Source organism: Streptomyces sp. NPDC098789 (assembly GCF_044759975.1).
In the GTDB taxonomy this organism is placed as follows: Bacteria; Actinomycetota; Actinomycetes; order Streptomycetales; family Streptomycetaceae; genus Streptomyces.
This window is the reverse complement of record NZ_JBIWAJ010000034.1, coordinates 1-24,254: the sequence shown is the minus strand read 5'-3', so window position 1 is coordinate 24,254 and position 24,254 is coordinate 1. Positions and strand designations below refer to the sequence as shown.

At 71.3% G+C, this 24,254-nt stretch carries 15 protein-coding genes and 1 pseudogene; 10 read left to right on the top strand and 6 right to left on the bottom strand.

What is annotated here, in order from left to right:
- Nucleotides 1-94: 94 nt before the first annotated feature.
- From ACIQWR_RS39515 to ACIQWR_RS39495, 5 genes are all read left to right on the top strand, one after another.
- On the top strand, nt 95-1,405 hold the full coding sequence (locus ACIQWR_RS39515; RefSeq protein ID WP_404020386.1) for a sensor histidine kinase: 1,311 nt from the start codon (nt 95-97) through the stop codon (nt 1,403-1,405).
- The gene (locus ACIQWR_RS39510) at nt 1,393-2,088 is read left to right on the top strand and encodes a response regulator (RefSeq protein WP_404020479.1); all 696 of its coding nucleotides are present in this window, start codon (nt 1,393-1,395) and stop codon (nt 2,086-2,088) included. The genes ACIQWR_RS39515 and ACIQWR_RS39510 overlap by 13 nt, the downstream gene beginning before the upstream one ends.
- Nucleotides 2,089-2,187: 99 nt before the next feature.
- Nucleotides 2,188-2,646, top strand: coding sequence for a hypothetical protein (locus ACIQWR_RS39505; protein WP_404020383.1), 459 nt, complete (start codon nt 2,188-2,190; stop codon nt 2,644-2,646).
- A gap of 2 nt (nt 2,647-2,648) precedes the next feature.
- Nucleotides 2,649-5,300 carry a caspase family protein gene (locus tag ACIQWR_RS39500; RefSeq protein WP_404020380.1) on the top strand — a complete coding sequence of 884 codons (2,652 nt, stop codon included), beginning with the start codon at nt 2,649-2,651 and terminating at the stop codon, nt 5,298-5,300.
- 93 nt (nt 5,301-5,393) lie between these two features.
- Nucleotides 5,394-6,263 carry a DMT family transporter gene (locus tag ACIQWR_RS39495; RefSeq protein ID WP_404020377.1) on the top strand — a complete coding sequence of 290 codons (870 nt, stop codon included), beginning with the start codon at nt 5,394-5,396 and terminating at the stop codon, nt 6,261-6,263.
- Between the two features lie 62 nt (nt 6,264-6,325).
- Here ACIQWR_RS39495 and ACIQWR_RS39490 read toward each other — a convergent pair whose 3' ends face one another.
- From ACIQWR_RS39490 to ACIQWR_RS39480, 3 genes are all read right to left on the bottom strand, one after another.
- Nucleotides 6,326-6,805 (bottom strand): RICIN domain-containing protein, encoded by a 480-nt coding sequence (locus tag ACIQWR_RS39490; protein WP_404020375.1) that lies wholly within the window; start codon nt 6,803-6,805, stop codon nt 6,326-6,328.
- Between the two features lie 47 nt (nt 6,806-6,852).
- Complete coding sequence (locus tag ACIQWR_RS39485) at nt 6,853-7,341, bottom strand: RICIN domain-containing protein (RefSeq protein WP_404020372.1); 489 nt, start codon at nt 7,339-7,341, stop codon at nt 6,853-6,855.
- 172 nt (nt 7,342-7,513) lie between these two features.
- Nucleotides 7,514-8,476, bottom strand: coding sequence for a LuxR C-terminal-related transcriptional regulator (locus tag ACIQWR_RS39480; RefSeq protein ID WP_404020369.1), 963 nt, complete (start codon nt 8,474-8,476; stop codon nt 7,514-7,516).
- Nucleotides 8,477-8,721: 245 nt separating this feature from the next.
- On the opposite strand from ACIQWR_RS39480, the gene ACIQWR_RS39475 reads away from it, so the two are divergent.
- From ACIQWR_RS39475 to ACIQWR_RS39465, 3 genes are all read left to right on the top strand, one after another.
- Nucleotides 8,722-8,913 (top strand): hypothetical protein, encoded by a 192-nt coding sequence (locus tag ACIQWR_RS39475; protein WP_404020367.1) that lies wholly within the window; start codon nt 8,722-8,724, stop codon nt 8,911-8,913.
- Between the two features lie 231 nt (nt 8,914-9,144).
- Nucleotides 9,145-9,648 (top strand): hypothetical protein, encoded by a 504-nt coding sequence (locus ACIQWR_RS39470; protein WP_404020365.1) that lies wholly within the window; start codon nt 9,145-9,147, stop codon nt 9,646-9,648.
- 141 nt (nt 9,649-9,789) lie between these two features.
- Nucleotides 9,790-10,017, top strand: a complete 228-nt coding sequence (locus ACIQWR_RS39465; protein ID WP_404020362.1) for a hypothetical protein — start codon at nt 9,790-9,792, stop codon at nt 10,015-10,017.
- Between the two features lie 37 nt (nt 10,018-10,054).
- Here the strand turns inward: ACIQWR_RS39465 and ACIQWR_RS39460 are convergent, their stop codons facing one another.
- A complete protein-coding gene (locus ACIQWR_RS39460) occupies nt 10,055-10,447 on the bottom strand; it encodes a hypothetical protein (RefSeq protein WP_404020360.1) in 393 nt (130 codons plus the stop codon).
- Between the two features lie 299 nt (nt 10,448-10,746).
- Between ACIQWR_RS39460 and ACIQWR_RS39455 the strand changes: the two genes are divergently transcribed.
- A complete protein-coding gene (locus ACIQWR_RS39455) occupies nt 10,747-11,760 on the top strand; it encodes a L,D-transpeptidase (RefSeq protein ID WP_404020357.1) in 1,014 nt (337 codons plus the stop codon).
- 62 nt (nt 11,761-11,822) lie between these two features.
- On the opposite strand, the gene ACIQWR_RS39450 is transcribed toward ACIQWR_RS39455, so the two are convergent.
- Entirely contained in the window at nt 11,823-19,367 is a 7,545-nt protein-coding gene (locus ACIQWR_RS39450; protein ID WP_404020356.1) for an alpha/beta hydrolase, read from the bottom strand.
- Between the two features lie 579 nt (nt 19,368-19,946).
- Between ACIQWR_RS39450 and ACIQWR_RS39445 the strand changes: the two genes are divergently transcribed.
- Nucleotides 19,947-23,813 carry an alpha/beta hydrolase gene (locus ACIQWR_RS39445; protein WP_404020353.1) on the top strand — a complete coding sequence of 1,289 codons (3,867 nt, stop codon included), beginning with the start codon at nt 19,947-19,949 and terminating at the stop codon, nt 23,811-23,813.
- Nucleotides 23,814-23,900: 87 nt separating this feature from the next.
- Here the strand turns inward: ACIQWR_RS39445 and ACIQWR_RS39440 are convergent.
- Nucleotides 23,901-24,254, bottom strand: a pseudogene (locus ACIQWR_RS39440) (DNA topoisomerase IV subunit B); the annotation flags it as partial.

Sequence of the window (24,254 nt, the reverse complement as noted above, 5' to 3'; positions counted from 1 at the left end):
AAAGTATGGGGTTCTCCCGACGAAGGGAGGTACCGGGCGGGCGGAGCGATGAGTGGGCGTTTTGTACCTATTGGTTCACGTAGGCTTCTGGCCCATGCCCCGCACCCGCCCACCCCGCGCGATCTCCCGCGAGCGGTCCGTCGACCTCGCCCTCGTGGTCTTCGCCGCCGGACTGTCGGTCGCGCTGGCCGCGACGAGCAGCAACCCGCTGCTGATGTTCCCGCGGATGACCGTGGGCACCGTGGTCCTCGACCCGTTGGAACACCTCGCCGCGGCCGCGACGGGGAGCGGCGGGCTGCCGATGTACATCGGGGCCGGTGCGCTCACCGGGGTGTGCGCGGCCCTCGCGCTGGGGTGGCGGCGGCGCTTTCCCGTGGCCGTGGCCGTCCTCACCCTCGTGCTCGGCCTGATGTCCCCGGCCGTCACCGTGTCGGCGATGATCGCGCTGTTCACCGTCGCGGCGCTGCGCCCGCAGCGCGTCACCGCCCGGGTCGCGGCGGCCGCGGCGCTGCCGGTCCCGCTGACCATGGTGTTCGGCGCGATGCCCGCGAACGGCTTCTCCGTCCTCGGCATCCTGCTGATCGCGTGGACGCTGGTCGCCCTCGCGGTCGGGTGGGGACTCTTCGTGCGCTCGCGGCGGATGCTCGTCGAGACCCTGACGGAGCGGGCGCGGCAGGCCGAGGAGGACGCCGCCCGGCGGGCCCTGGAGGCCCAGGCGCGGGTGCGCGAGGACATCGCCCGCGAGATGCACGACGTACTGGCGCACCGGCTGTCGCTGCTGAGCGTGCACGCCGGGGCGCTGGAGTTCAATCCGTCCGCGCACCCCGCCGACGTGGGGCAGGTGGCCGGGGTCATCCGGGACAACGCCCACCAGGCGCTGGAAGACCTCAGGACCGTCATCGGCGTGCTGCGCGCGCCCGCGCCGGCCGGGGGCGCCGCCCCCGGGGAGGCGGCCGAAGCCGACGGGCGGCCCGGGCCGGCGGCGCCCGAGGCGCCCCAACCGGTCCTGGGCGACCTCGACCGGCTCGCCCGTGAATCCCGGGCCGCCGGCATGCGGCTGCGGCTGGAGCTGGACGTCGAGGACCCCGACGCGGTGCCGGCCCTCGCCGGCCGGACCGTCTACCGGATCGTCCAGGAAGCGCTGACCAACGCCCGCAAGCACGCCCCGGACGCCGACGTGCGCGTCGAGGTGAGCGGGGAGCCCGGCGGCGGCGTCGACGTCATCGTGCGCAACCCGGTCCCCGCGACGCCCGCGCGCACGGCGGCCCGCGCCCCCGCCATCCCGGGCTCCGGTCAGGGGCTGATCGGCCTGGCCGAGCGGACGTCGCTGGCCGGGGGCCAGCTGCGGCACGGACCGACGGGCGGGGACTACCTCGTCCACGCGTGGCTGCCGTGGGCCGCGTGATCCGGGTCCTGCTCGCCGACGACGACCCGCTCGTGCGGATGGGCCTGCGGGTGATGTTCGCCGGCGTCGACGACATCGCGATCGTCGGGGAGGCCGCCGACGGGGAACAGGCTCTCGCCCGGGCCGCGGAGCACCGCCCGGACGTGGTCCTGCTCGACATCCGGATGCCCGTCATGGACGGGCTGGCCGCCACCGTGCCCCTGCGCGCCCTGGCCGAACCCCCGGCGATCATCATCCTGACCACCTTCAATCCGGACGAGTACGTCCTGCGGGCCCTGGCCCGCGGCGCCGCGGGGTTCCTCCTCAAGGACACCCCGCCGACGGACATCGTGGCCGCGGTGCGGCGCGTGGCCGCCGGGGAACCCGTCCTGTCCCCCGCGGTGACCCAGCAGCTCATCTCCCGGGCCCTGGCCCCGCCGTCCGCGGCCGCGGGCTCCCGGGCCAGGGCCCGGGCCCGGCTGGAGCGCCTCGCGCCGCGGGAGTACGACGTCGCGCTCGCCGTGGGGCAGGGCCGGACCAACGCGGAGATCGCCGCCCGGCTCTACATGAGCGTGCCCACGGTCAAGGCCCATGTATCGAGCATCCTGGCCAAGCTCGACGTCACCAACCGGGTCCAGGTCGCCCTGATCGTCCACGACGCCGGCCCGGACTCCCCTCCCCCGGGCGCCGCTCCGCGCACCTGACGGGGCGCGGCCGACCTGCTCGACTCCCTTCGGGGGGAGGTGAGTTGTGGAAAGATCGGCCGGAGGGGAAGCCGGAGGAACGGGGGCGCGGGAGTGCGGTTGACGATCGGGGTGGCCGACGCCGACGAGGCGGCGGAGCTGCGGGACCTGTACCGGTGGCTGCGCGCCGACGAGGACGGGCCGGACGAGGTCCGCCTGTCCGCGGAGCCGGCGCCCGGCGCCATGGGTGGGCTGGAGGTCATCAACGTGGTGGTGACCCATGCCATGGGCGTCGCCAACCTCGCCCTGGCCTACGCCGGTTGGCGCAGTGCGCGGCGGAGCCGGGCCGCCCTCACCTTCACCCGGGCCGGCGACGGAATCTCCGTGACGGTGGAGAACGGGTCGGACGAGGCCGTGCGCGGGCTGATCGCGGCGCTGTCCGAGACCCATCCGAACGAGGCCCCTGCGCACGAGGCTCCCTCGGCCGTGGCACCCGCTCCCGATCCGGTCGGGCCCGCCGCCTCCGATCCCACCTCCGCCGATCCCCCGTCGGGCGAGGCGGCATCGGGAGGGCGCTGACCGTGGAACTCGCCGACCCGCAGGCCTCGTACGCGGTCCTCGTCGGGACCTCGACCTATGTCAGCGCGGAGCTCGACGACATCCCCCCGGTGGCCAACAACCTGCAGAAACTAGGCGAGTTGCTGGAGGACCCGAGCATCTGGGGGTTGCCGCCGGGCCACTGCGTACGACTCCCCCAGCCGGCCTCCGCCGCGGAGGTCCTGGACGCGGTCAGGGAGGCCGCCCGCAAGGCCACCGACATGCTCCTCGTGTACTACGCCGGGCACGGTCTGACCGACCCGGGCTCCGACGAGCTGCTGCTGACCCTGCCCACCTCGGACCCGGACCGGCCCTACTCCTCGCTCGGTTACGAGGCGCTGCGCCGGGAGGTGCTCCATGCCGGCCACAAGACGCACAAGGTCGTCGTGCTGGATTGCTGCTTCAGCGGCCTGGCCATGCTCGGCGGCATGGGCGGCTCCGCCACCAGCTCCGTGACGCTCGCGGAACGCAGCCGGATCGCCGGTTCGTACCTGCTGACCGCGTGCGCCCCCACTCGCCAGGCGTTGTGGCTGGAGGACGAGCCCTATACGGCCTTCACCGGCGAGCTCGTCCGGCTGCTCGAAGACGGCCTCCCGGGCGGCGGCCAGGTCATCGAGGTCGACCGGATCTACGAGCACCTGCTCGCCCAACTGACCTCGATGCGGCGGCCGGTCCCGCACCAGCGGGTGAGCGACACCGCCCGCATCGCCTTCGCCCGCAACCGCTACGGGGCCCTCGCCCAGCGGACGGCGCAGCCGCACCCGGCCCCCGTCCACCCCGTGCCGAAGGCCCTGCTGCCGATGCTGCGCGAGCAGCCGCGGGCCATCGCCGAGCACGCAGCCCGGCTGCGGGGGTCGGATCCCGCCGAGGCGGATCAACTGCTCTCCCTGGCCGCCGTGTTGCGCCCGGCGCAGGAAGTGGCCTCGCTGGTCTGGGTGCTGCGCGCCGCGGGGCGCGACGAGGAGGCGCGGGGTGTGCTGGTCGCCGTCGCGGGCGAGCGGGAGCCGTACGAACTGGCGGACTGCGTCGTCGCGCTGGACAGCGCGGGCGACGGCGACGACCCGGAACGGCTGGCCCGGCTCGCGGGCGAGCGGGGCGCACAGGACGTCGCGGGGACCGTCAAGGCCCTGCGCGCCGCCGGTCAGACCAGCACGGTGGAGGCTCTCGTGACGGCCGCGATCGACCACCTGCGCACGACCGAGACCATCCTGGGGCTGGCCGGGGCCTTCTGGTCGGCCGAGCTGGACACCGAGGCCGAACGGGTTCTCCAGGCGTCGGCGACGTCCTCGGACGAGGAGACCACCCGGCTGGCCGCGGCGCTCTTGGCCATCGGGCGCGAGGACGAGGCCATCGGCCTCTACCTCCGGGCCGCGTCCGCCGTCGTGCGCCGCCCCACCGAACTGGTGCGCGCGCTGAAGGCGATGGACGCCCGGCAGCGGCCCGACGACGCGCGGCTGCTGCTGCGCCTGGCGGTCGAGGAGGCCCCGACGGCCGAGGCGATCACGCGACTGTACGACGGGCTGTGGGAGGCCGGGCTGCGGGAGTGGGCCCTGGGGCTGCTGCGGCAGGCGGCCGCCGTCCTGTCGGTGGAGACCGCCGTCGCGCTGGCCGACGTACTGCGGGGCGACGGTCACGACGAGGCGATGCTGCACCTGGTGCGGGAGATGGCCGGTGCGCACCCGGCGGCCCGGACCGTCACGCTGGTCGAGGCGCTGCGGTCGATGGGCAGGCCGCTCGACGCGATCCGGCTCCTGACCGACGCCGCGCACCGCCACGGCGAGCAGATCGCGCAGCTGCTGATCGCGCTGGAGGACACCGGGAACCGCAGGGACTGGGCCCGGGTGCTGGCAGCCCTGCCCGAGGGGCCCTTCGCCCGCCCCGATGATCCGCTGGCCTGGGACTTCGGCGCCCGGCCCATCGAGGTGGTGCGGGCGCTGGACGCGGCGGGTCGGGACCACGGGGAGGTGAGCGGAGCCCTGGCCTCCCTGCCGGACGGCTCCTTCGCCGAGGCGCTGAGGCAGCTTCGGGCGGTCGGCGCCGATGACGTGGCCCACCACGTCCTCGGCCATCTGGTGCGCACCGATCCGCGGGCGGCGCTGCGCCGCCTGCGCTCCCTCGAACACGGCTCCACGCTCGACGCCGCGGTGCTGCGGGGGCTGCTGCGCGCGGCCGACAGCCCGGTGCGGGACGAGGTCACGGAGGTGTCCTCTGATGACGTCGTGACCCTTGTGCAGGGCGCGACCGTGCCCGCGACGGCCATTCACGCGCTGACCACCGCCGGGCTCGGCTCCCAGGTCGGAGTGGCGTTGGAGGGTTTCACCCGGCACCATCCGGTCGAGGAAGTGGTCGCGGTGCTCCGGGCACTGCGCGGCGACGGGCTGACCGAGGAGGCCCACCTCGTCGTGCGGGGCGCCGGGGTGTGGATGTTCCCCGAGCTGTACCGCGATTTCGTGATCGCGTTGCACGACGCGCAATTGAGGGAGGACGCGGTGTACGCCCTCCAGGAGAACGCGGCCGCGCTGGGCCCGGCGCTCCGCAAGCAGTTGGCCGTGCTCCTGCGCGTGGCGGTCCCCTGGGTGCCCCCGGACGCTCCTCCGCAGCGCCCGGGGGCCCGGCGCTGGTTCGGCCGCGGCTGAGCGCGGGACCGTACGGGGGAACGCGGGATGGTGGGTGGGCGCGGGGCGATGTCGCGGGGGCGCGGTCGACGCGGGTGCGGTGAGGATCGGGGCATGGGCATCGCACTGCCGGTCCTCTTCGCGCTGTTCGCGGCGCTCAGCAACGCGCTCGCGACCGTGCTCCAGCGGCGGGCGGCGCTGACCGTGCCGCAGAGCGACGGCTTCCGCTTCGGGCTGGTCCTGGACCTGCTGCGGCAGCCGCTGTGGATCGGCGGGATCCTGGCGGTGATCGCGGCCGGTGTGGGGCAGGCCGCGGCGCTCTCCCTGGGTGCGCTGGCCCTCGTACAGCCCCTGTTCGTGCTGGAGCTGCCGTTCGCGCTGCTGATCGCCTCGCTGGTGGGGCGCAGCCGGCTGCCCGGGGCGCTCTGGCTCGCCGTCGCGGGGGTGGTGGTCGGGCTCGGGGTCGTCCTGGTGGCCGCGTCGCCGACCGGGAACCGCACGCACGTGCCCTTCGACCGCTGGGTCCTGGCCCTGGTGGCGTGCGCGGCGGCGATGGCGGCGACGGCCGCGGTCGGACTGCGCCGGCCCCCGGGCCGGATGCGGGCCGGCTGCCTCGGCGCGGCCACGGCCGTCGGTTACGCGCTCACGGCCGCCCTGATGAAGTCGGCCGTGCGGGTGCTCGACGAGGACGGGATCGTCGGCTTCCTGACCGTCTGGCAGACCTACGCCTTCGCGCTGAGCGGCATCTGCGCCCTCCTGCTCCTCGAACACGCCATGCAGGGCGGCCCGTTGGTCGCCTCGCAGCCGGCACTGACGCTCGGCGACGCGGGCGTGAGCGTGGCACTGGGCGTCCTGCTGTACGAGGAACACCTGCGGGCCCAGTGGTGGTTGGTGCCCCAGCTGCTGGGGCTCGGCCTGATCGCGGCCGGGGTGTTCGCCCTCGCCCGGCGCGGTGCGGAGCCGGGCGAGCCGGCCGCTCCCTGAGCGCCCGGGGAGCGCCGCTCCGGCCCGGACGCCCGTGGGCGGTCCGGGCCGGAGCCGGGTCATCACTGGGGTGTGAGCTCGTTCCACTGCTGGTACGGGTTGTCCGGGCCGTAGTCCTTCGCGTACGCGTTGCCCTTCTTGTCCGAGTCCAGGGCCTTGTTGTCGGGGTTGACGATCCGGGTGGTGCCGTTGACGCGCAGTTCCCACCAGAGCTCGTTGTCGTCGATGCCGCACGGGTCGGTCCTGACGATCTCGGACCACGAGTCGTTCAGGGTCAGGCAGCGGTTCGTCGCCACGTTCTTGAGCCTGATCTTGCCGTTCACGACCGTGCGCTGCCACTGCCGGTAGGTGTTGTACTTGTCCGCGCAGGGGGAGGTGTACACCTTCCCGCTGGGATTGGAGTCGAGGCAGCGGCCGGTCTGGACGTTGCGGTACCAGGTGGCTTCCCCGGCGGCGTGCGCGGGCGTGGCCAGCCCCGTCGCCAGCATGACGCCCGCCCCGAAAACGGCTGCGGTTCCGCTCCATTTGATGCGAAGGCCCATCGGATCTATCTCCCTACCGAGTCAGTTGTGCGCGGGATGGCCGGAATTCACGAGTACCACTGCTGGTAGGAGTTGTCCGCCGTGTAGTTCTTCAGGTAGGCGTTGCCCTTGGCGTTGGAATCCAGCGCGTTGTCCGCATTCACGTTGATGAGGCGGGTCTTGCCGTCCACCGTCAATTCCCACCAGCGGTCGAGTTCCCAGCCGATGCAGGTGCGGGTGGCCACCCGGGAGGTGTAGGGGGGCGAGGGGTTGGTCAGGCTGCCCGTCTCCTGGGAGAGGCACCGGCGGGTGGCGACGTTGCGGAGCATGATCTGGCCGTCCACGACCTTGCGTTCCCACTGCTGGTAGGGGTTGTCGGCGCCGCAGCCCTTGGTGTAGACGTTCCCCTTGGCGTCGGAGTCGAGGCAGAGGCCGGTCTGGGCGTTGCGGTACTGTTTGATTTCAGCGGCATTGGCGCTGGTGGCCGTCCCCGCCACCAGCAGGACGCTCGCCCCCATGACGGCAGCGGCGCCGGCGAGCTTGTTGTGGATGTGCATGAGGCCCTCTTCCTTCTCAAGCGCATTTCCGTGGAACGGAACTCTGTTCTGGATTTCCTGGTGAGCCACCCCGCGGATGAAGGGCCCGTGAACGGGCGCCGCACCGGGGGCACGCGTGACCTTGGCAGACACGACTGACGTTTCCCTCACGCTTTCCTAACGCGCGGGGAATTCAGATCCAGCCGCGTTCGCGGGCGTGCAGCGCGGCTTGGAAGCGGTTGTCGGCGTCGAGCCGGATCATGAGCCGGGCGACGTGTTTGCGGTAGGTGCGCAGGGCGATGTTCAGCTGGCGGGCTCCCGTCTCGTCCTTGTCGACGAGGTAGAGGGTCTTGAGGATCTGCCGCTCGGTCTCGGTGAGGGAGGGCAGGTCCTCCTCGGGGAGTTCCTGGGCGGCCGCCCACATCCGCTCGAAGAGCGAGACCACGGTGCTCACCAGTCCGGGTTCGCGCGTCAGCAGCGCGCCGCGGGCGGTGTTGTCGGGGTCGATGGGGGTGAGGGCCACCGCCCGGTCGCAGATGATCATGCGGTCGAGGGGGTGGGTGGAGACCCGGATCTGCGCGCCGCGGGCCGCGAGCTCCCTCAGGTAGGCCATGGTCGTCTCGTCCTGGAGGCAGGCCGAGGCCATCAGGGTCCGCATCCGCACCCCGCGGCGCAGGATCCTCAGGTCGATCGGCCGGGAGACCTCGATGGACTCCGCGGTGAGCACGCCGAACGGGTTGGTCGTCAGGTTCTCCGAGTGGGCGAAGAAGGTCACCTCGTCGATGGCGGCGCGCACGGCCTCCATGCCCTCGATCAACCGGACCGCCGGGTTGTCGTACGTGGTGGCGCGGGGGGCGTGCGTCTCCGTGCTCAGCGAGTCGACCAGCCCGGTGCGCCGGGCGGTCTCCTGGAGGTCGTCCTGGGTCTGGCCCACCCGGTGCTCGATCAACCGCTCCACGGCGCGCTGGGGGGAGAGCGGCCGCAGGCCGCCGGCCGGGGTGCGCACCACGATGCCCAGCTCCAACGTCCGGGAGACCACGGCCGGCTGGTGCTCGCCGGCGTCGTCGCGGTCCCGCAGGAGGGCGCGGTAGAACTGCTCCTCTTCCAGGGGGACACCGAGGAAGGCCAGCTCGTTCGTGTCGTGGCGGGACATCATCGGCCCCACCTCTCCCATGTGTCCCGGCCGCAACACAGCGGCCTCGGTGGGGTGTTCCGGTCGGTCCCGGGCGTGCAGGAAAGTGCACGGGAAGCGGGCCGTTTGCTGCACGGTCGCGGCCCGTCCGGGACGGGTGCCCGCTGGCAGAGTTCTTCTCGTAAGGGCGGCCCACCGGAACGGAAACGGTGGGAGGGCCCGAACAACGCACCTCGATCCGGTCCCGTCAGCACTCCAGGAGGTACCCCGTGAACCGCTCCGCTTCCCGCATCGCGTCCGGCGTCATCAGCGTCCTCCTGGTCCTCGGCGGCGCCGGGATCGCCCAGGCCGACGACGCCGGCACGGGGGCCTCGACCGGAGCGGTCACCGTCGTCACGACCACGGGCCCCGCTGACCAGGCGCCCGTCACCATCAACCCGCTCACCAACGACTGGGGATGAGCGGACCGGGGTGAGCGCGCCCGCTCCCGCCGGAGCGGACCCCGCCACCACCCCCACCCCCACCCCCACCCCCGCCCCCGGCCCCGCCGTCCGGACGCCGGCCCGACTCCTCCGAAGGAACGTCGCGGCCCGTCCCCCACCACCTTCCGAACCTCCGGAACCTTCTGATCGACCTCTCGTCACCCTGTCCCGGGCATCCCTTTGCCCGGACCACCCTTGAAGGAGAACACCATGTCGAAGCACCTCAAGCGCGCCGCCCTCACCCTCGTCGGCGCCGTCGCGGTCACCGGACTGCTGCTGCCCGCCACGGCCCAGGCCGCCACCGCCCCCGCGCCGTCGGCGACGGTCGCCGCCCAGCAGGCCGGGACCATAGGCACCGGCTGGAAGACGGAGATCATCGTCGACGCGATGGGCCAGATCGGGGGGATCATCGGGAACGTCCTGAACGACATCCGGATGGAGAAGGACCGGCCCGCCTTCGTGCACCGTCAGCTGGACGACACGATGAAGGCGTACCCGAACCACAACGTCATGATCATCAACGACAACCTCAACTACTCCCTGGACATCCAGGGCGTGGTCGCCAACGCCCGCGTCACCCAGGGCAGCGCCACCTACCGGGTCCTCGCCTTCAAGTCGGGCACGATCGTCAACCGCGGCGACGGCGGCTGGTCCAACTGGGGCTTCGGCGGCTGGTTCGACCGCAACGGTGGCAGCGTGACCTTCCGCGGCTGATCCCGGCTCCCCCATCGACCGCCTCCTTCTCACGTGAATCTCGCCAACAACGCAAATGGGCCGGTCTCCTCTCGGAAACCGGCCCATGCCGCGTACATCTCCGGGCCGCCCCCGGGCCCCCGATCCGCAGGAGACGACACCGTGGAGCACCGCATTCGACTCGCCGGGGCACCCGAATCCACCCCCGAGCTGGCGTGCCTGCGCATCATTGCCCAGCTCCCGTCCCACTGGACCAGTGAAATCCTGGAATGCGGAACCGGGTACGCCGTCCTCGGCCTCCGCGTGAGCACTTCGGACTGCGACGTCACCCATGCGATCGACCGGGCACTGGCCGCACCGGCGCTCCACGGGTGGACCCGGGGGGGCTGACGTGGGGGCCGACGCGGGGCGGCGACAGGGCTCGGGCTCAGCTGAACTGAACGGTCACCGTCTGGTCGTTCCACCAGCCGAGTCGCTTCTGCGAACCGCCGATGGCGAGGTTGGTGCCGTTCCGGTCCCGCAGGCCCATCTGGTTGCAGAGCTTGTTCTCCACGGAGGAGATCCGCCACCGCCACTTGTCCCCCAGGGGGAACTGGTAGTCGGGCAGTCCGTCCGCGCGGCCGGTGCACGACTCGCCCCGGAACTCGATCCGCGACCCGGTGAAGTTCTCGTGCTCGTAGACGATCCCGAGCAGCTTCGTCCCCTGACCCATGGTCAGGATGTCGTAGGGCGGCTCCGCCGCCGAGGCGGCGCCGGCCGGGGTGGCCACGCCGACCGACAGCAAGACCGCGGCACAGATTCCGAGAACCCTCTTGTCCATCTGCAGGACCCCACCTTCACCAGATCGCGAGCACGGCACGTTCCGCGCCGTCCCGCGCCCGGCAGGCGGGCCCGGGACCGGACACGCCGGTGACCCTGGCAGACGGCACTGACGTTTCCCTAACGATCGCCTCACAGCACGTGCGACGACGGGAGTCCCCGTCCCGCGTTCCCGTCCCGCTTTCCCGTCCCGCACCGCTGGGAGGGCTGTTGCAGAACGGTCATCAGACGGGGAGAACCATGTACACGGCATGGACCTCTTATCGAAGGTAACGACACCATTCGGAGAAGAGTCGCGCCATGTCTCGCGTTCAGCCCACGGCCGTATCGACCGCCCTCGCAGCCCACCGCCGTCTTCGGCCGGCGCGCATATCCACCGCCGTCTTCGCCGGGCTGCTCCTCCTCACGGCGTGCGGCAGCGGGGACGCCAAGGACGCCGCGGCCGGAACGGGGGCGTCCGCCGGTGCGGACGGCAAGCAGGCGCAGACCGCACCGCCGGCGCCGAAGAAGGTGACCGGCGGACCGCTGCTGGACTTCGACCTGACGCCGGGGGCCGGGAAGACGGTGGGCACCGGGCAGCCCGTGTCGCTGGAGTTCGAGAAGCCGGTGCAGAACAAGGCCGAGGTGGAGAAGGCGTTGACCGTCACCGCGTCGATCCCCACCGAGGGCTCGTGGGGATGGGTGACCACCCAGGGCGGAAAGGACCGCTTGGACTGGCGCCCCAAGGACCCGTGGCGCGCGAACACCGAGGTCGCCGTCAAGGGAACCCTCACCCTCGTGGACCCCGGTGGCGCCCACTTCGAACGGGACCTGGACCGCACCTTCAAGATCGGCCGCGACCAGCAGCTCGTCGCGGACCTGGACACCCACACCCTGGTGGTCAAGCGCGACGGCCAGCAGGTGAAGACGATCCCGATGTCCGGCGGCGAGCCGGTGTCCGGCCGCGCCTCCCGCCCCGGCACCTTCGCCATCAAGTCGCAGGAGGAGAAGGTCCACATGACCTCCGCGTCGGTGGGCGGTCCGAAGACGTACGACGTCTGGGTGAACTGGGGCATGCGCTTCAGCGACTCCGGCGGCTACCTCCACCAGGGCACCCCCGACAGCCAGCAGTACATCGGCAACACCAACCACAGCGCGGGCTGCATCGGCATGACGCCCAAGGACGCCAAGTGGCTCTTCGACAACACGCTGCTCGGCGACCTGGTCACGGTGAAGGGCGAGGAGGCCAACGGCGAACTCGGCGGTGTCGGCAACGGCTACGCCGACTGGAGCATCACCTACGACCAGTGGAAGGCCAAGAGCGCGGTGAAGTAGACCTCACCCGGGCCGTCGACGACAGTGCGGCGAGCCAGCCGCTCCCGGCCCTCATGAGGGCCTCATGAGGCCCACGGGGGTGTCACGAGAACGGTGGCGTCGTCGATGGTGTCGAACGGCCCGAGCGGGACGGTGCTGTTGAACATGTGGTCGGCTTCGGGCATGGACTGGAAGTCCCGGTACTTGATCAGTTTCATATCGGTGGTCTCCTGCCAGGTCCGGGCCCACACCGGCTCGGGCTTGAAGATCGGTCCGCTGATATTGGGGAACTGGTGTGCCGTGAAGTCCGCGGCCCAGGTCTGGTCGCCGAGATCGCCGAGGACCACGAAGTGGTTGTTGGCGGGGACCTTGTCCCCCTTCTGCCAGATGCCCATACCCCGGTACCGGAAGTTCGTGAAGCCCTGCGAGAACATGTACTCCCTGACCGGGCCCATGATTTCGTAGCACTTGGCACGGGGGCTCTTGACCGCGTTGGACAGCTTGTGGAGCATCGACCTCATGTCTTCATAGACCATCTTGCCCATCAGTTCGTCCGCGCCCCCCGCCAGTGCTCGCTGCTGTGCCCGCTCCGCCGCTGCCTGGAAGTTGCCGACGTCGTTGAGTGCCTGGGTCTCCTTCGTCAGGTCGCCCGCCGACGTGGCCGAGGGCGGTACCTTCGCGCGCCGGGGCTCGGTCACCGCCTTGCGCACGTCAAGGGCCTGCTCAGCGGTGTTGACCGCGGTTGCCGCCGGGCGCGGCTTGGCGCGCAGGGCGGCGACCTTCAGCTTGGCCGCCTTCATGGCCTTCAGGATGAAGAGCGCGTCGAGGACGCCTCCCGCACCGGCGAGGATCCGCCCCAGTGCGGCGTCCTCCATGGCTTCCCGGTAGACGTTGCCGCGGTCGGCGTTCCCGGCGATCTGTTCCTCGTAGTGCGCCTCCGCGAAGCCGAAGCCCACCCCCGTGCCGAGCGAGATGGCGGATGAGATGCCTCCGGCGGTGCCGATCGTGAGGGGGAGCGTCACCAGGGCCAACGCCATCATGAGGTCGCGTTTGGTCCGTGCGGCGACCTCTCCCGCGTGCTCACCCGAGGTGTAGACGAGCCCGTCGAGGTCCGACAGCATCCGGTCCCGGGCCGCCCTCCACAGGCCGGTCGACGAGTCATCGGTCGGCTGCATCTTGAGGGCTCCGACCGCCTCGCCTCCTCCGGTCCGTCCCGGTCGGAAGTCCTTCGCCTTCGCCGCGTCGTTCTCGAAGCGCGACAGGTGCTCGCGGATGAAGGGCTCGTACGAGCCGCCCGAGTCGGACCAGCGCCAGTAGTGGTGCTTCCCGGTCTCCAGGGAGACGAGGAGGTGTTCGTTGAAGACGCCGAGGGACACCATGCCCGGTATCACCTTGCCGTTGAGCTCCACCAGCCGCTCCTTCAGGTGGCCGCCGAGCCACGACCGCGCGAACATGCGCGAAGACGGGTCGGTACCGGGGGCGGCGAAGATCCGGGCGAGCGTGCCGCGCAGGCGGGAACCGGTGAACTCCTTGAAGCTCTTCTGGAACGCATCGCCGTCGAGGACGTCCGTCGCATCGGCCTTGAGCCGTGCGGCGACCCCGTCGCGGACGCTGGTGCCCTTGAGCGCGTCGACGATCCGCGGGGACAGGCCGGCCGGTGGGGTCAGGTCGATGCGTGACCGGCTCCAGATGGTGGGGTTCTTCCGCTGCGGCTCGCCGAGCGCCAGGTCGCGCGTGGTCACCTGCCACTGGTGCGAGGAGGCACCGCCGTTGGTCGCCACGGTCTGGTGGGTCACGGGCACGTTGACCTTGCACGTCCACTTGCCGTCCAGCGGCATGGCCTCCGCGGCGGACTCCTTCGTCACCTTCGTGGTGACGTCGCGGATGGTGTTGTCGAAGTACTGCCGGCTCCTGAGCTTGCGCACTTCCAGGGAGTCCGCCCCCCGCGTCAGCTGGGTGAAGAGCCCGCGGGACGCGCTGTCGCCGCGGGCGAGCCGCGCACTGTCCGAGTCCGTCGCGGCCCTCCTGTTCCGGCCTCCCGCCCTGCTTTCGAACAGAGCGCCCGACTCCGCCATGACCAGCACCTGGCGGCCGTCGAAGAGCCGCGCTCCCTCGTCGGTGAACTCCAGCGCTCCGCCCGGGGACCCGCCTCCGTCGTCCATCGGGTACACGCACGCCAGCGGGTCGGGCAGCCCGGTCTTCAGCACACCGTTGTGCACGCCGATCAGCTCACCACCGCCGAGACTGAGCATGGCGTGGATCATCTCCTGGCGGTTGCCGTCCACCTGGATGAAGGCCAGGCGGTACCCCTTCTTCAACCGGCCGAAGTCGTTCTCCGTCGCGATCTCCCGCCCCTCCCCGTCCAGGAAGTCCGTGAAGTCCTGGGCGGAGGTGGCGCGGACGAGCCGGTTCATCTCGGTGTCGTCGATGATGCCGGTGGTGTGTTGGAGCCCGGCGACGGCGGCCCAGCTGGAGTCTCCGGCCTCGTTCACCTCGTCGTGGAAGGCCGGGTCGTTCAAGCGGGGCAGGATCTGCGTCAGCAGCTTGGCGCGGTTGGCCTCGGCGGCCGACTCGGGTATCCGCCACACCTGGCGCACGGTCGCCGGGGCCATTTCTCCCCCGGGAGACAGCGTGCCGATGGCGGTCCTGTTGAGTTCGTAGATCTCCCGCCAGCGCTCTCCGTCACCGAGTTCGGTCTGGGCGACCGACCGCAGGGTGTCCCCGATCGCCGTGGTGCGGGTGGGGAAGACCTCCAAGGAGATGCCGGTCCTGGCCGGGAGCTCCACGCTCCGCGTCTGTTCCCCGCCGACCTCCAGGACCGTGCCGTTGGAGCCGCGCAGGACGACCGTCGTGTCCCGCTTCGGGGCGAGGACGCACTTGATGACCCGGCCGGCGTACTTGAGCTGGAAGCGCACCTTCGGGTGCAACAGGAGCTCTGCGACCTCACCCACGAAGCCGGGGAACACCACGTCGACCGTCCCGGCCAGCTGGTCCGCCACCGGTGTCACCGTGGGGACGCCACCGACCACCCTGGTCACCGCGGCCTTCGGGACCTTGGCAGCGGTGACCGAGACCCGGACGGTACGGTCCGCGACGCGCAAGGCGATGCCGCGGTCGAACCAGGCGGGGCGGGTCAGCAGCTGCAAGCCCTCCCGGTAGTCCGTCGCCAGGTCGAACTTGCCCGGATGGAACTCCGTGGTGGCGCTCTGGGAGTTGCTGAACTCCCGCATCTTGATCACCTTGGTCGTCGTGCTCCGCCGGTACTTCTCCAGCCAGTTCTCCAGGGGCAGGACGAGCGGTCCGTCGATGCCCTGCATCCCCTTGTCGGCGAACTGGCCCGCCGAGAGGTCGAACACCCAGTCCTTGCCGCCCTTGCGGCCGATCACCACGAAGTGGTTGGAGGCGAAGGTCTCGGGCCCGGCGTTGGCCCACATGTCCATGCCCACGTAGCGGATGTCGGTGAACTTCCTGTGCGTCGCGAGAGCCGCGGCCTTGTCCATCAGCGCCGCGCACTTCTCCTTGGGACTGGCCATCATCTCGCTGATGCCGGCATCCCGGTTGCAGGCCTTCAGCAGCCTGTTGGACAGCAGCTTGTCGGCTTCCGTCAGCTCCGGCACCGCGGTCCGGGGCCGCAGCGACTCGATCCGGAACTCCGGGGCGTCCGCATGCACGTACACCCGCACCCGCTGCCCGTCGGCGAGCTCCCACACCCCGTCACCGCGGAACGTCACGCCCGCATCGGCCGCCAGGTCGAACTCGGCGTAGCCGGAGCCCAGTCGCGAGTTGATGCCCGCGTTGTTCAGACCGGCCGCCTTGCCGTTGCCGGTCGACGTCATGGCGTGCAGCATCGTCCGGTCCCGGCCCGTGCCCGAGACGATCGCCACCCGCTCGCCGGCGGGTATGCGGGCCAGGCTCTCCGGGTTGGCCACCGCCTTCATGTCGTTGCCGCCGAGGAACGCGCCGAACTCCTTCGCGCGGGTCACCGAGCGCAGCCGCTTCGCCTCCGCCGGTGAGATGACCCCGGCGAGCTCGTCCACCCGGATCGCCGCGTCCCAGCACTCGTCGCCGTGCCGGAAGGCGGCGGTCGGCAGGTCCTGGTTCGCGGCGATGGCCGAGGCGTACGCGGACGTGCGCTCCATGGGCGCCTTCGCCCGCAGCCCGCCGTCGATGTTTCCGGCGATCCGGCGGGCCAGGATCTTCTCCTGGCCCTTGGCGATCACCGAACGGAGCTGCTTGGTCGCAGCGGTCTTCGCCCCCGGCGCCGCGGCGCGCACGAACTTCGCGGCGGCGGCCAGGTCCAGCAGCGTGCCGCCGATGGCGAAGACCCTGCCGAGGGCGGCGTCGTCCTCCGTCCGCCGTCGTACGTCCCCGCGGTCGGCGACCCCACCCAGCTGGTCCTGGAAGACGGTGGCGCCGATACCGGCGCCACCGGCCAGCAGGCTGACCGCCAGCGCCGCGCCGCCCGTCAGGCCGACCGCGGCGAGCGTTGCCAGGTTGCTCACGGCGGTCGCCAGGTCGCGCTTGAACCGCAGGCCCTCGTCCCGACGCTGTTCCTCGGGCGTGTACGAGAGGGAGTCCGCCTCCTTGCGGACCTTGGTCAGGCCCGCCCCCCACAGGTCCTCGTACACCGAGCCCGACTCGCGGAAGGTGAACGGGACGTACCTGATCTCCCGTGACACGCCGCCCAGGCCGCCCAGTCGTGCGGTCTTCGGCCTGAAGTCACTGGACGAGGCCCGGCCGCTCTCGTAGGCGGACAGGTGCCCGCGGACGAACCGCTCCCAGTCCGTGGAATGGAACATGGGCGCCAGCACCTTCACCTCGCCGGTGGCGACCGAGACGATCAGCTTGTCCTCGCCGCAGGGGAAGGCGACGAGGTTGGGCACGACCTCCTTGTTGAAGATCACGAGCTGCGGCGGGTGCTCGCCCGCCATGGCCGCGCCGGTCGCGTCCGACTCGCGGCTGCCGTCCACCAGCGAGGTGAACAGTTTCGCGAGCGCGCCGGTGACCCGGTCCCGCGCGTACGACAGGTAGGAGGCCTTGGTCTCCGGGGTGTCGACGAGCGCGAGCGCGTCGTCCAGGATCGTGTTGCCGACCTGCTGGCGGGTGGTCTTGCTGCGCACCGCCCGCCAGAGGCCCGCGGACAGCGAACTCGGCGGGGTGACGAGGACACGGGACCAGCCGCTGCTGGTCAGGTCGTTCTCCCGGTCCATCTCGCCGAGCATCACCTGGCGCAGGGTGAAGGTGCGGGTCTGGCCCCCGCCCCCACTCGGATCGACCAGGTTGTCGATCTGCAGGGTCCGCCGGTAGAGGGCCGTGACCCGGGTGTCGAGGCTTACGGTCCGGGCATCGGCGGAGCCGCTCTCGGCCTCCAGAGCCGTGCGGATCGTACGGTCGATCTTCGCCACGGACCGCGCCTTCTCGTCCGAGGAGACGACGATCTCCCTGAGCAGCGGATCGATCACCGCGAACGGGTCCGTCTCCGTGGTGGCGACCGGCTCGAACCCGTCGGTGCCGCCGGACGCGCCCGCGTCGCCCAGGCTGCGCTTCCCGCGCCGCCCGCGCCCGCTCTTCGTCCCGTTCCCGGTCGCGTCCGCCGACTTCTCGGAGGACTGCGGCTCGCGGCCGGGAACCGGGGCGTTGGTGGGGGGATTGGTCACGAGGCGCGCGATGGGGTTCTTCGATCCTCCGGGCCGCTTGGGCTGGCGGGTGACCTGGTGGCTGTTCCCGGTGATGATGCGCGCGAGGTTGGTGAGGGATTCGCGTGCGGGCTCGGTGTCCGTGGCGGGGTCGTAGTAGCTCTCGTGTGGGTCGGTCCAGCTGCTGGTGGCCGTCTTGACATAGCTGCTCTTGAGGCGGACGACCTGGTGGGTGGGGTCGTAGTTCGTGGCGGCGGGGTCGATGCTGAAGTAGGCGAGCTTGCTGACCCAGTCGTCCGTGTGGGCGGCGACGTAGATGTGCTGGGGCGAGATGTCGAGGTGCTTGGCGCGACGACCCGTGCCGGGGCTGCCGAAGAAGACGACTTCGTCCGCCTTCCCGCCCCCGAGGGCCTCGCTCCGGTAGGCGTCGTAAGCCTTCATGACGGCGCGTTTGAGGATCGGTTTACCGATCTTGCCCACGGCCGTCAGCGCCGACTGGCCGTCGCCCCCCGCGGCCAGTGCCACCGAGCCGACGGTCGAGACGTTCTTGACGCACTTCAGCACGGTGTCCTTCCAGAGATCGTCCTGCATGCGTGACTTCACGATGTCGGGGATGACGAGGACACCGGTCACCGTCCGGCCGACCTCCCGCACGACGCCGTTGACGGCGCCCTTGGCGACGTCGGTGAAGCCGCCGGGCAGGGTGGGCCTCATGAGGGCGTAGCCGGCGACGACGCTTCCGTAGCTGTACCCGTTGATGATGATCCGCGGATTCTCCGGGAGACCGGAGTCCTTGCGGGCGGTGCTGCTCTTCCAGAGGCCGCGCCAGGCGGCGAGGTCCGCGTTGAGGAGCCTGGAGCCGCTCTTGGCCGGATCGTCGTCACCGACCTCGAACTTGCCCTTGCGGATGTCGCGAGGTGCTTTGTATCCCTGCCAGGCGATGACGGCGACATCGGCGCCGGGACCGACATTGCCGCATTCGTCGTAGACGACGCGGGCCCGCTCGACGAGTCCGTCGAAGCCCGTGGGCGAGCTGCCCATCCCGGGCACCAGGATGGCGACATGGGCCGCGGTCTCGATGTTGCCGAGGGCGACGGCCATCCGGCCCACACCCTCGAACTCGGGCTCGTAGGCCAGGACGTGGCACGGCAACCCCTCTGCCACGGCGAGGGCCTTCTTGAGACTGGCCGCGTTGTTCTCGCGGAGCCCCTGTACCGCCGGCTTCTCCTCGACGCGCAGGAGATCCGCGAGTACGGCCTTCCCCCTGGTGCGCAGGAAGTCCGTGAGTGCCGCTTTGTCCCCGGTGCGCAAGACGTTCGTCAGCGCCGCGGTCCCCGGGTCGCCAAGAGCGTGCCACAGGTTCTGAGCCATGGGGCTCGTCCCCGTGCGCAGGGCTCGTGAAAGGTACCGGGACGGATGGATCCCGTCGTAGGACCCGTTGATCACGGAGGCCACGTCACCGAACGCGTCCTGGGGCAGGCCGACCTCGCCACCGAAGGCCTCCAGGGCAAGGGATGCCACCTCGCCGGCGACTTCGAGCACGTCTTGCGCGAACCGACCCCGCGAGGTCCCCGCGGGGACTCCGGTGGGGTCGGCCTGAGCGCGTGCCCGTGCCAGGTCCGCTTCCATTTCACCCTGGTGAGCCGTGTTCACCGCGTCGAAGGTTCGGGGCCCGCACCCCCCGGGAGCCGCGTCCTCGGCCGCTCCCGGCATCACATGGGCAGGTGGTGCGCTGGGAGCCCCGGACAGCACACCACCGGTCTGCGGCATCAGATCGGCCGGCGGTGCGCTGGGAGCCCCGGACAGCTCCCGGCCCCGCCCTGCCCAGGCGCCCAGAGCCGCAGTCGCTCCCACCGGCACCAGATCGTCCCATTCGAGGGAGGCGTCCGGCGCGAGGGACAGGTCCGGGGCGGACGGCACGACGGGCTGCTGGACGGACCTGCGCCCCCGACTGTGGGACGGCTGCGCATCGGCGTACTGGCCTTGGGGCATGGGGCGACTGTCCTAGGTGCTCGGGACGCGGGGGTGCGCATGCGACTGAGGAGACTCGGGCGTGGGATCTCGGCCGACCGGGAAACGACAAGCGATTCCCGGTGGGCCGCTACGAGGCGCAGCACCTCGGACCGCCTGGCATCGCCACGCTATGGGCGGTGCCGGGGCACCGGCCCCATCCTTCGGGGACACCCTCGTGCCGAAGGTGGACAGTCGACTCGGCCGTACCTCGGCCCCGCGATGCGGCGGTCCACCGGCGGGGCCGTTCCCACGTGCCGTCCCGCGTGAGCAGGTCCGCCACCGAGCCGGGTCCGCGAGGTCGATCCGTCTACCTTCGGCGCGGGTGTCTGGCCGATCCGTTACATGATCCACTCTGCCGCGGTCCTACGGTGGCAGACGGGAGTGCGCGATCGCGCTTCCCGGGAAACAGGATCCACCGCTCGAGCCGAATCACTGGGGACCACCATGCCTGACGTCCAGCCCGTGGCTGCGCCCACAGGACACTCACGTGGATCGGCGCCGGTTCCCGGCGGTGGCCCGCGGCGGGCGAACACGGGCAAGGACACGTACTTCGCGGACATGGACCGCTGGAACCAGGGAGTGGAGGTAACCCTGGATCCGGAGCAGTTGAGGCAGAACCAGCTGTTCGCCGACCAGGCCGAGGCCGCGACCCGCCGTGCGCTGCAGAAGTGGTCGGACCGCACGGACATGCGGCTGCCGCTGGTTCCCGCGCTGGTGTACGCCGGTAACCAACTGGTGGCGGAGATCGACGAGGGCATCGTCCGCGACGCGCGGGAGAAGCTGGCCCTGGACCCCTCTCTCCCGAACACCGTCTCCCTGGAGGACCGTTTCAAGAACGACTCCGACCGGAACCACCTGCGCTGCATGAAGGACCTGGAGGCGGCCACCGGTACGCCGCGGCACAACGCCGCCCTGGTGACCCGATCCGCGCTCGCGGGGGTGCGGAACACCTCACTGCTGGTCTACGAACCGGATTTCGAGGGCGGGCTCGGCCGCGCGGCGGTGGCCGTGGGGGCGGTGGAGACGGCCGAGTACGTCGCCGTCCTCGTCCCCGGCATGGGCAGTTCGCTGGAGTCGCTCGGCGAGTTGACCGGTCACGCGCAGGACCTGTACAAGCAGTGCCTTCGGACGCGTCCGGGGGCCAAGGTCGCCGTCGTGGCCTGGAGCGGCTACAAGGCGCCGCGCGGCTTCACCGAGGCGGCCCGGGAGGAGCCCGCCGCGGCCGGCGCCGAGCTCCTGCGGGCCGACCTCAACACCTGGCGCTCGTACTGGCGCAAGAGCGCGGTCCGCGGGGCCCTCGACCTGCCCGCGTATCCCGCGCTGACGATCAGCGGGCTGAGCTACGGCAGTGTCGTCGCGGGTCACACCGCGATCGGTGCCGGGACGGACACGGCCGGCAAGCGCTTCGTCGACCGGGTCGTCCTGCTCGGCAGCCCGGGGTGCGGGCTGCGGGCCGAGCACCTCGACGCCGAACTCTTCGTGGCGGCCACCGACACCGACCTCGTCAGCATGCTGGACTGGTTCAGCATCGACCCGTCGCACGAGAACCACGGCGAGAAGGTCGTCCGGATGCGCGCCGACTACGCGTGGACGGCGGAGTCCGGCCTGGTCGGCAACCTGACGAAGGCTCACATGAGCTACTACGACCGCGGCACCGAATCCCTGGCCAACATCGCCCGGGCCGTCGTCGGGCGGACCGAGGAGATCAGCCGGGAGGAACGGCGCACCCGGCCCGTCCTGGGCGGCTACCGCAACACCATCGGGCGTGCCTTCACCAACCGACCGAAGGACCGGATCAGCCGGGGTGCGGCGGACGACGGTCCGGGACGACCGACCTGGCACCGCGAGGCCGACACCGCGTACGCGGGCCCGGAGGAGGGCACGTTCGCCGCGGACCAGGGCCCGGAGGCCGGCCGCGCGAAGGACAAGGGCAAGGGCAAGGGGCGAAAGAAGCGTGACCTGGGCGACCAGGAGACGCGCGTGCCGGATCCCGTGATCGAGGAGCAGGCCGGGGGCAAGAAGAAGCCCCGGCCCGACCTGGTGAAGCGGCCGATCACGCGGGCCCCGGCGATCGCGGGCGCGGACGCGCCCGCCGCGCCGAAGCCCCCGACGGTCCTCTACCGCGTGGACACCCGGCCCCCGACCGAGGGCTTCCGCGACGGCTTCTCCGCCTACGGCAACGACATGGACCTGGAGAAGCACGCACGCGGTGCCACGACCATCGGGAACTCCAGCCAGGCGAGGTCCAGCGGCTTCGTCTCCACCACGTCCAACCGCGCCTTCGCGCTCAGGTTCAGCGAGCAGCTGCTCGCGGGACAGCAGACGGTGTACCTGTACGAGGTGGTCCCCAACCGGAGCTTCTACAACCTGCGCAGCAGCCTGTTGGCGAGGGGCGGGGTCGACCCCAGCCTCGTGGACCACGCCCAGGCCCAGGGCGAGTGGGTGTCCACGGGCAGGATCCCGCCGGACCACATCAAGAGCGCGACTCCGTTGTCCCGGCCGGCGACGGGGCGCGGGGCTCCCGTGGCCGGGCCCGCGCAGATGAACGTGAAGGTCCCGGGCACCGCGCTGCGGGGCTTCGACCCGAGCGTCGCCCCTCGGGCGAACGCCCATCCGTACGGCAAGCCCGCGCCGGGCACCAAGGCGGCCGCCGGCGGCCTGATGCGCTACACACCCGGACCGGACCTCGTCGGGCCGCAGGGCCAGCGGTTCCTCTACCGGGGCGTCAAGCAGGCGCCGAAGAGCGGCGTCCTGGTCAACGGCTTCTCCTCCCGCGGCTTCGACGTGTCCGAACGGACGCACTTGAGCGGTGACATGAGGAACTCCGCTTATATCTCCATGAGTTGGAGCAAGGAGACGGCGCGCACCTACGCCGGTCCCACGGGGTGGGTCTACAAGATCGACAAGAACAAGCTCGGAGTCGTCTTCAACGTCCACGGGTCGAGCGGGCTGACGGGGCGGCCGGCCGACGGGGCCGTGCAGCGCAATGCCGAGGTCGCGGCGATGTACTACGTGCCGCCCGAGGCGATCGTCGACGTCGAGCCCTCGCAGCCGCGGTCGCAGATACGGTCACAGATGGGGGTCCAGGCGAGGAACCTGCCCAGCAGGATCAAGCACAAGTACACCGTGTGGCAGCGCGACGTGGCCGCCCATCGGCGTCCCGCGTCGGCATCGGTCCGTACCGGCGCCAAGGCCGCGGGCGGGGCGCTCCTCATCGCCGAGAAGCTCTTCGAGATCTTCCCGGAGCTCCGGCAGGTGTTCGCCCCGCTCAGCTCGTGGATCGACGACAAGTGGTCGCGGGCCCAGCGCACCGTCCAGGACGCGCTCATGCCCGACCTGGCCCGCGCCCGCGCGGCGCGCGAGGCGTACGACGCCATCCCCAACAGCCGTTACGCCAAGGAACGCCCGGAGTGGGAGAAGTCGCTCTGGAAGGTGCGGGGCAACACGAACCTCTACGGCCACATCCTCTCCGCCCGTGTCCAGCAGGGCGCGGAGATCGGTGAGGACGACGTAAAGAACGTGGAGGACGCGCTGCGCTACTCCTCGGCCCGGGTCTGGGCCGACGAGAACCTGGAGCCGATCAAGCAGTACTTCTCGCGGAAGATCAGGGAGGACGAGGACGGGTCGGGCGTCTCGCCGAGTGACCTCGCGGACGTGGACGAGATCCTGAAGTCCCTCACCCCCGCCATCCTCGCGGAGGAGTACGTGGACCACGGGCTGGTCGAGTTCGCCGAACTGTACGCCCTGCACACCGAGCGCTACCTGGCCGAGAAGGAGGCGGCGGGCGAGGGCCGCCGCGTCACCATCGAGCTGGCCACCACCGCGATCGAGGAGACCCAGGTGCTGGTGCCCAACGCGCAGGCTCCGGCCCAGGAGGTCACCTGGTCCGTCAACGGCAGGGCAGCGAGCCGGTTCGCGCACCAGGACGTCCACCCGAAGCTCCACAAGCACGGCATGAGGAGCGGCGACGCGGCCGTGTTCACGGGCGTGCTGCCGGAGGGCGGCGGGGGCACCGGGGCGCTCGCCCTCTACAACCCGCTCACCGAGGAGCGGGCCCTCACCATCACGCCCGCGAAGGCGGGCAGCGAGGTCAGGTACCGGTTCAGCTTCCCCCGCGGGACCGACGGATCACCCGTCGGGGTCGAAGCCCGGGTCGAGGCGGACGGACGCGTCGACACGATCACGACGGACCTGGCCGTCGTCCACCGCGCGGGAGCACCGCTGAAGGTCACCGTGGTGTACCCGAAGCCGCGCACCTACACGGTGAGGACCGGTGACGGTCTGTGGTCCATCGCGGCCGCCGAACTCGGCGACGGCAGCCGATGGCCGGAGATCTACCAGGCGAACCGCGCGGTGATCGGCGACAACCCCGACCTCATCCTGGGCGGTCAGGTCCTGCGCATACCGGCCCGCCCCCGGGCCTGACGCCGGGCCTGACGCCGGGCCTGACGCCGGGCGAGCGCCCGGCGCGAGGACCGGGCTGCGTGGGTCGCCGCGGTGCGGCGCGGCGGCTCAGATGTCGAGGAAGCGGACGTCCTTGGCGTTGCGCTGGATGAAGGAGCGCCGGGCTTCGACGTCCTCGCCCATCAGGACGGAGAAGATCTCGTCGGCGATCGCGGCGTCGGCCAGGGTGACCCGGCCGAGGACGCGGTGGTCCACGTCCATGGTGGTGACGCGCAGCTCCTCGGCGTTCATCTCGCCCAGGCCCTTGAAGCGCTGGATGGTGTCGTCGCGCAGGCGCTTGCCGGAGTCGGCGCCGCGGCGGACCAGGGCGTCGCGCTCGCGGTCCGAGTAGGCGTACTCGAAGTCGTCGCGGCCCCACTTGATCTTGTACAGCGGGGGGCGGGAGAGGTAGACGTGTCCGGC

What these genes read in the sequence shown, in the direction of transcription:
- ACIQWR_RS39490 (WP_404020375.1), bottom strand. Translation starts at nt 6,805, where the DNA reads ATGGGCCTTCGCATCAAATGGAGCGGAACCGCAGCCGTTTTCGGGGCG.
- ACIQWR_RS39460 (WP_404020360.1), bottom strand. Translation starts at nt 10,447, where the DNA reads ATGGACAAGAGGGTTCTCGGAATCTGTGCCGCGGTCTTGCTGTCGGTC.
- ACIQWR_RS39485 (WP_404020372.1), bottom strand. Translation starts at nt 7,341, where the DNA reads ATGCACATCCACAACAAGCTCGCCGGCGCCGCTGCCGTCATGGGGGCG.
- ACIQWR_RS39445 (WP_404020353.1), top strand. Translation starts at nt 19,947, where the DNA reads ATGGACCGCTGGAACCAGGGAGTGGAGGTAACCCTGGATCCGGAGCAG.
- ACIQWR_RS39480 (WP_404020369.1), bottom strand. Translation starts at nt 8,476, where the DNA reads ATGATGTCCCGCCACGACACGAACGAGCTGGCCTTCCTCGGTGTCCCC.
- ACIQWR_RS39470 (WP_404020365.1), top strand. Translation starts at nt 9,145, where the DNA reads ATGTCGAAGCACCTCAAGCGCGCCGCCCTCACCCTCGTCGGCGCCGTC.
- ACIQWR_RS39450 (WP_404020356.1), bottom strand. Translation starts at nt 19,367, where the DNA reads ATGCCCCAAGGCCAGTACGCCGATGCGCAGCCGTCCCACAGTCGGGGG.
- ACIQWR_RS39455 (WP_404020357.1), top strand. Translation starts at nt 10,747, where the DNA reads ATGTCTCGCGTTCAGCCCACGGCCGTATCGACCGCCCTCGCAGCCCAC.
- ACIQWR_RS39495 (WP_404020377.1), top strand. Translation starts at nt 5,394, where the DNA reads ATGGGCATCGCACTGCCGGTCCTCTTCGCGCTGTTCGCGGCGCTCAGC.
- ACIQWR_RS39515 (WP_404020386.1), top strand. Translation starts at nt 95, where the DNA reads ATGCCCCGCACCCGCCCACCCCGCGCGATCTCCCGCGAGCGGTCCGTC.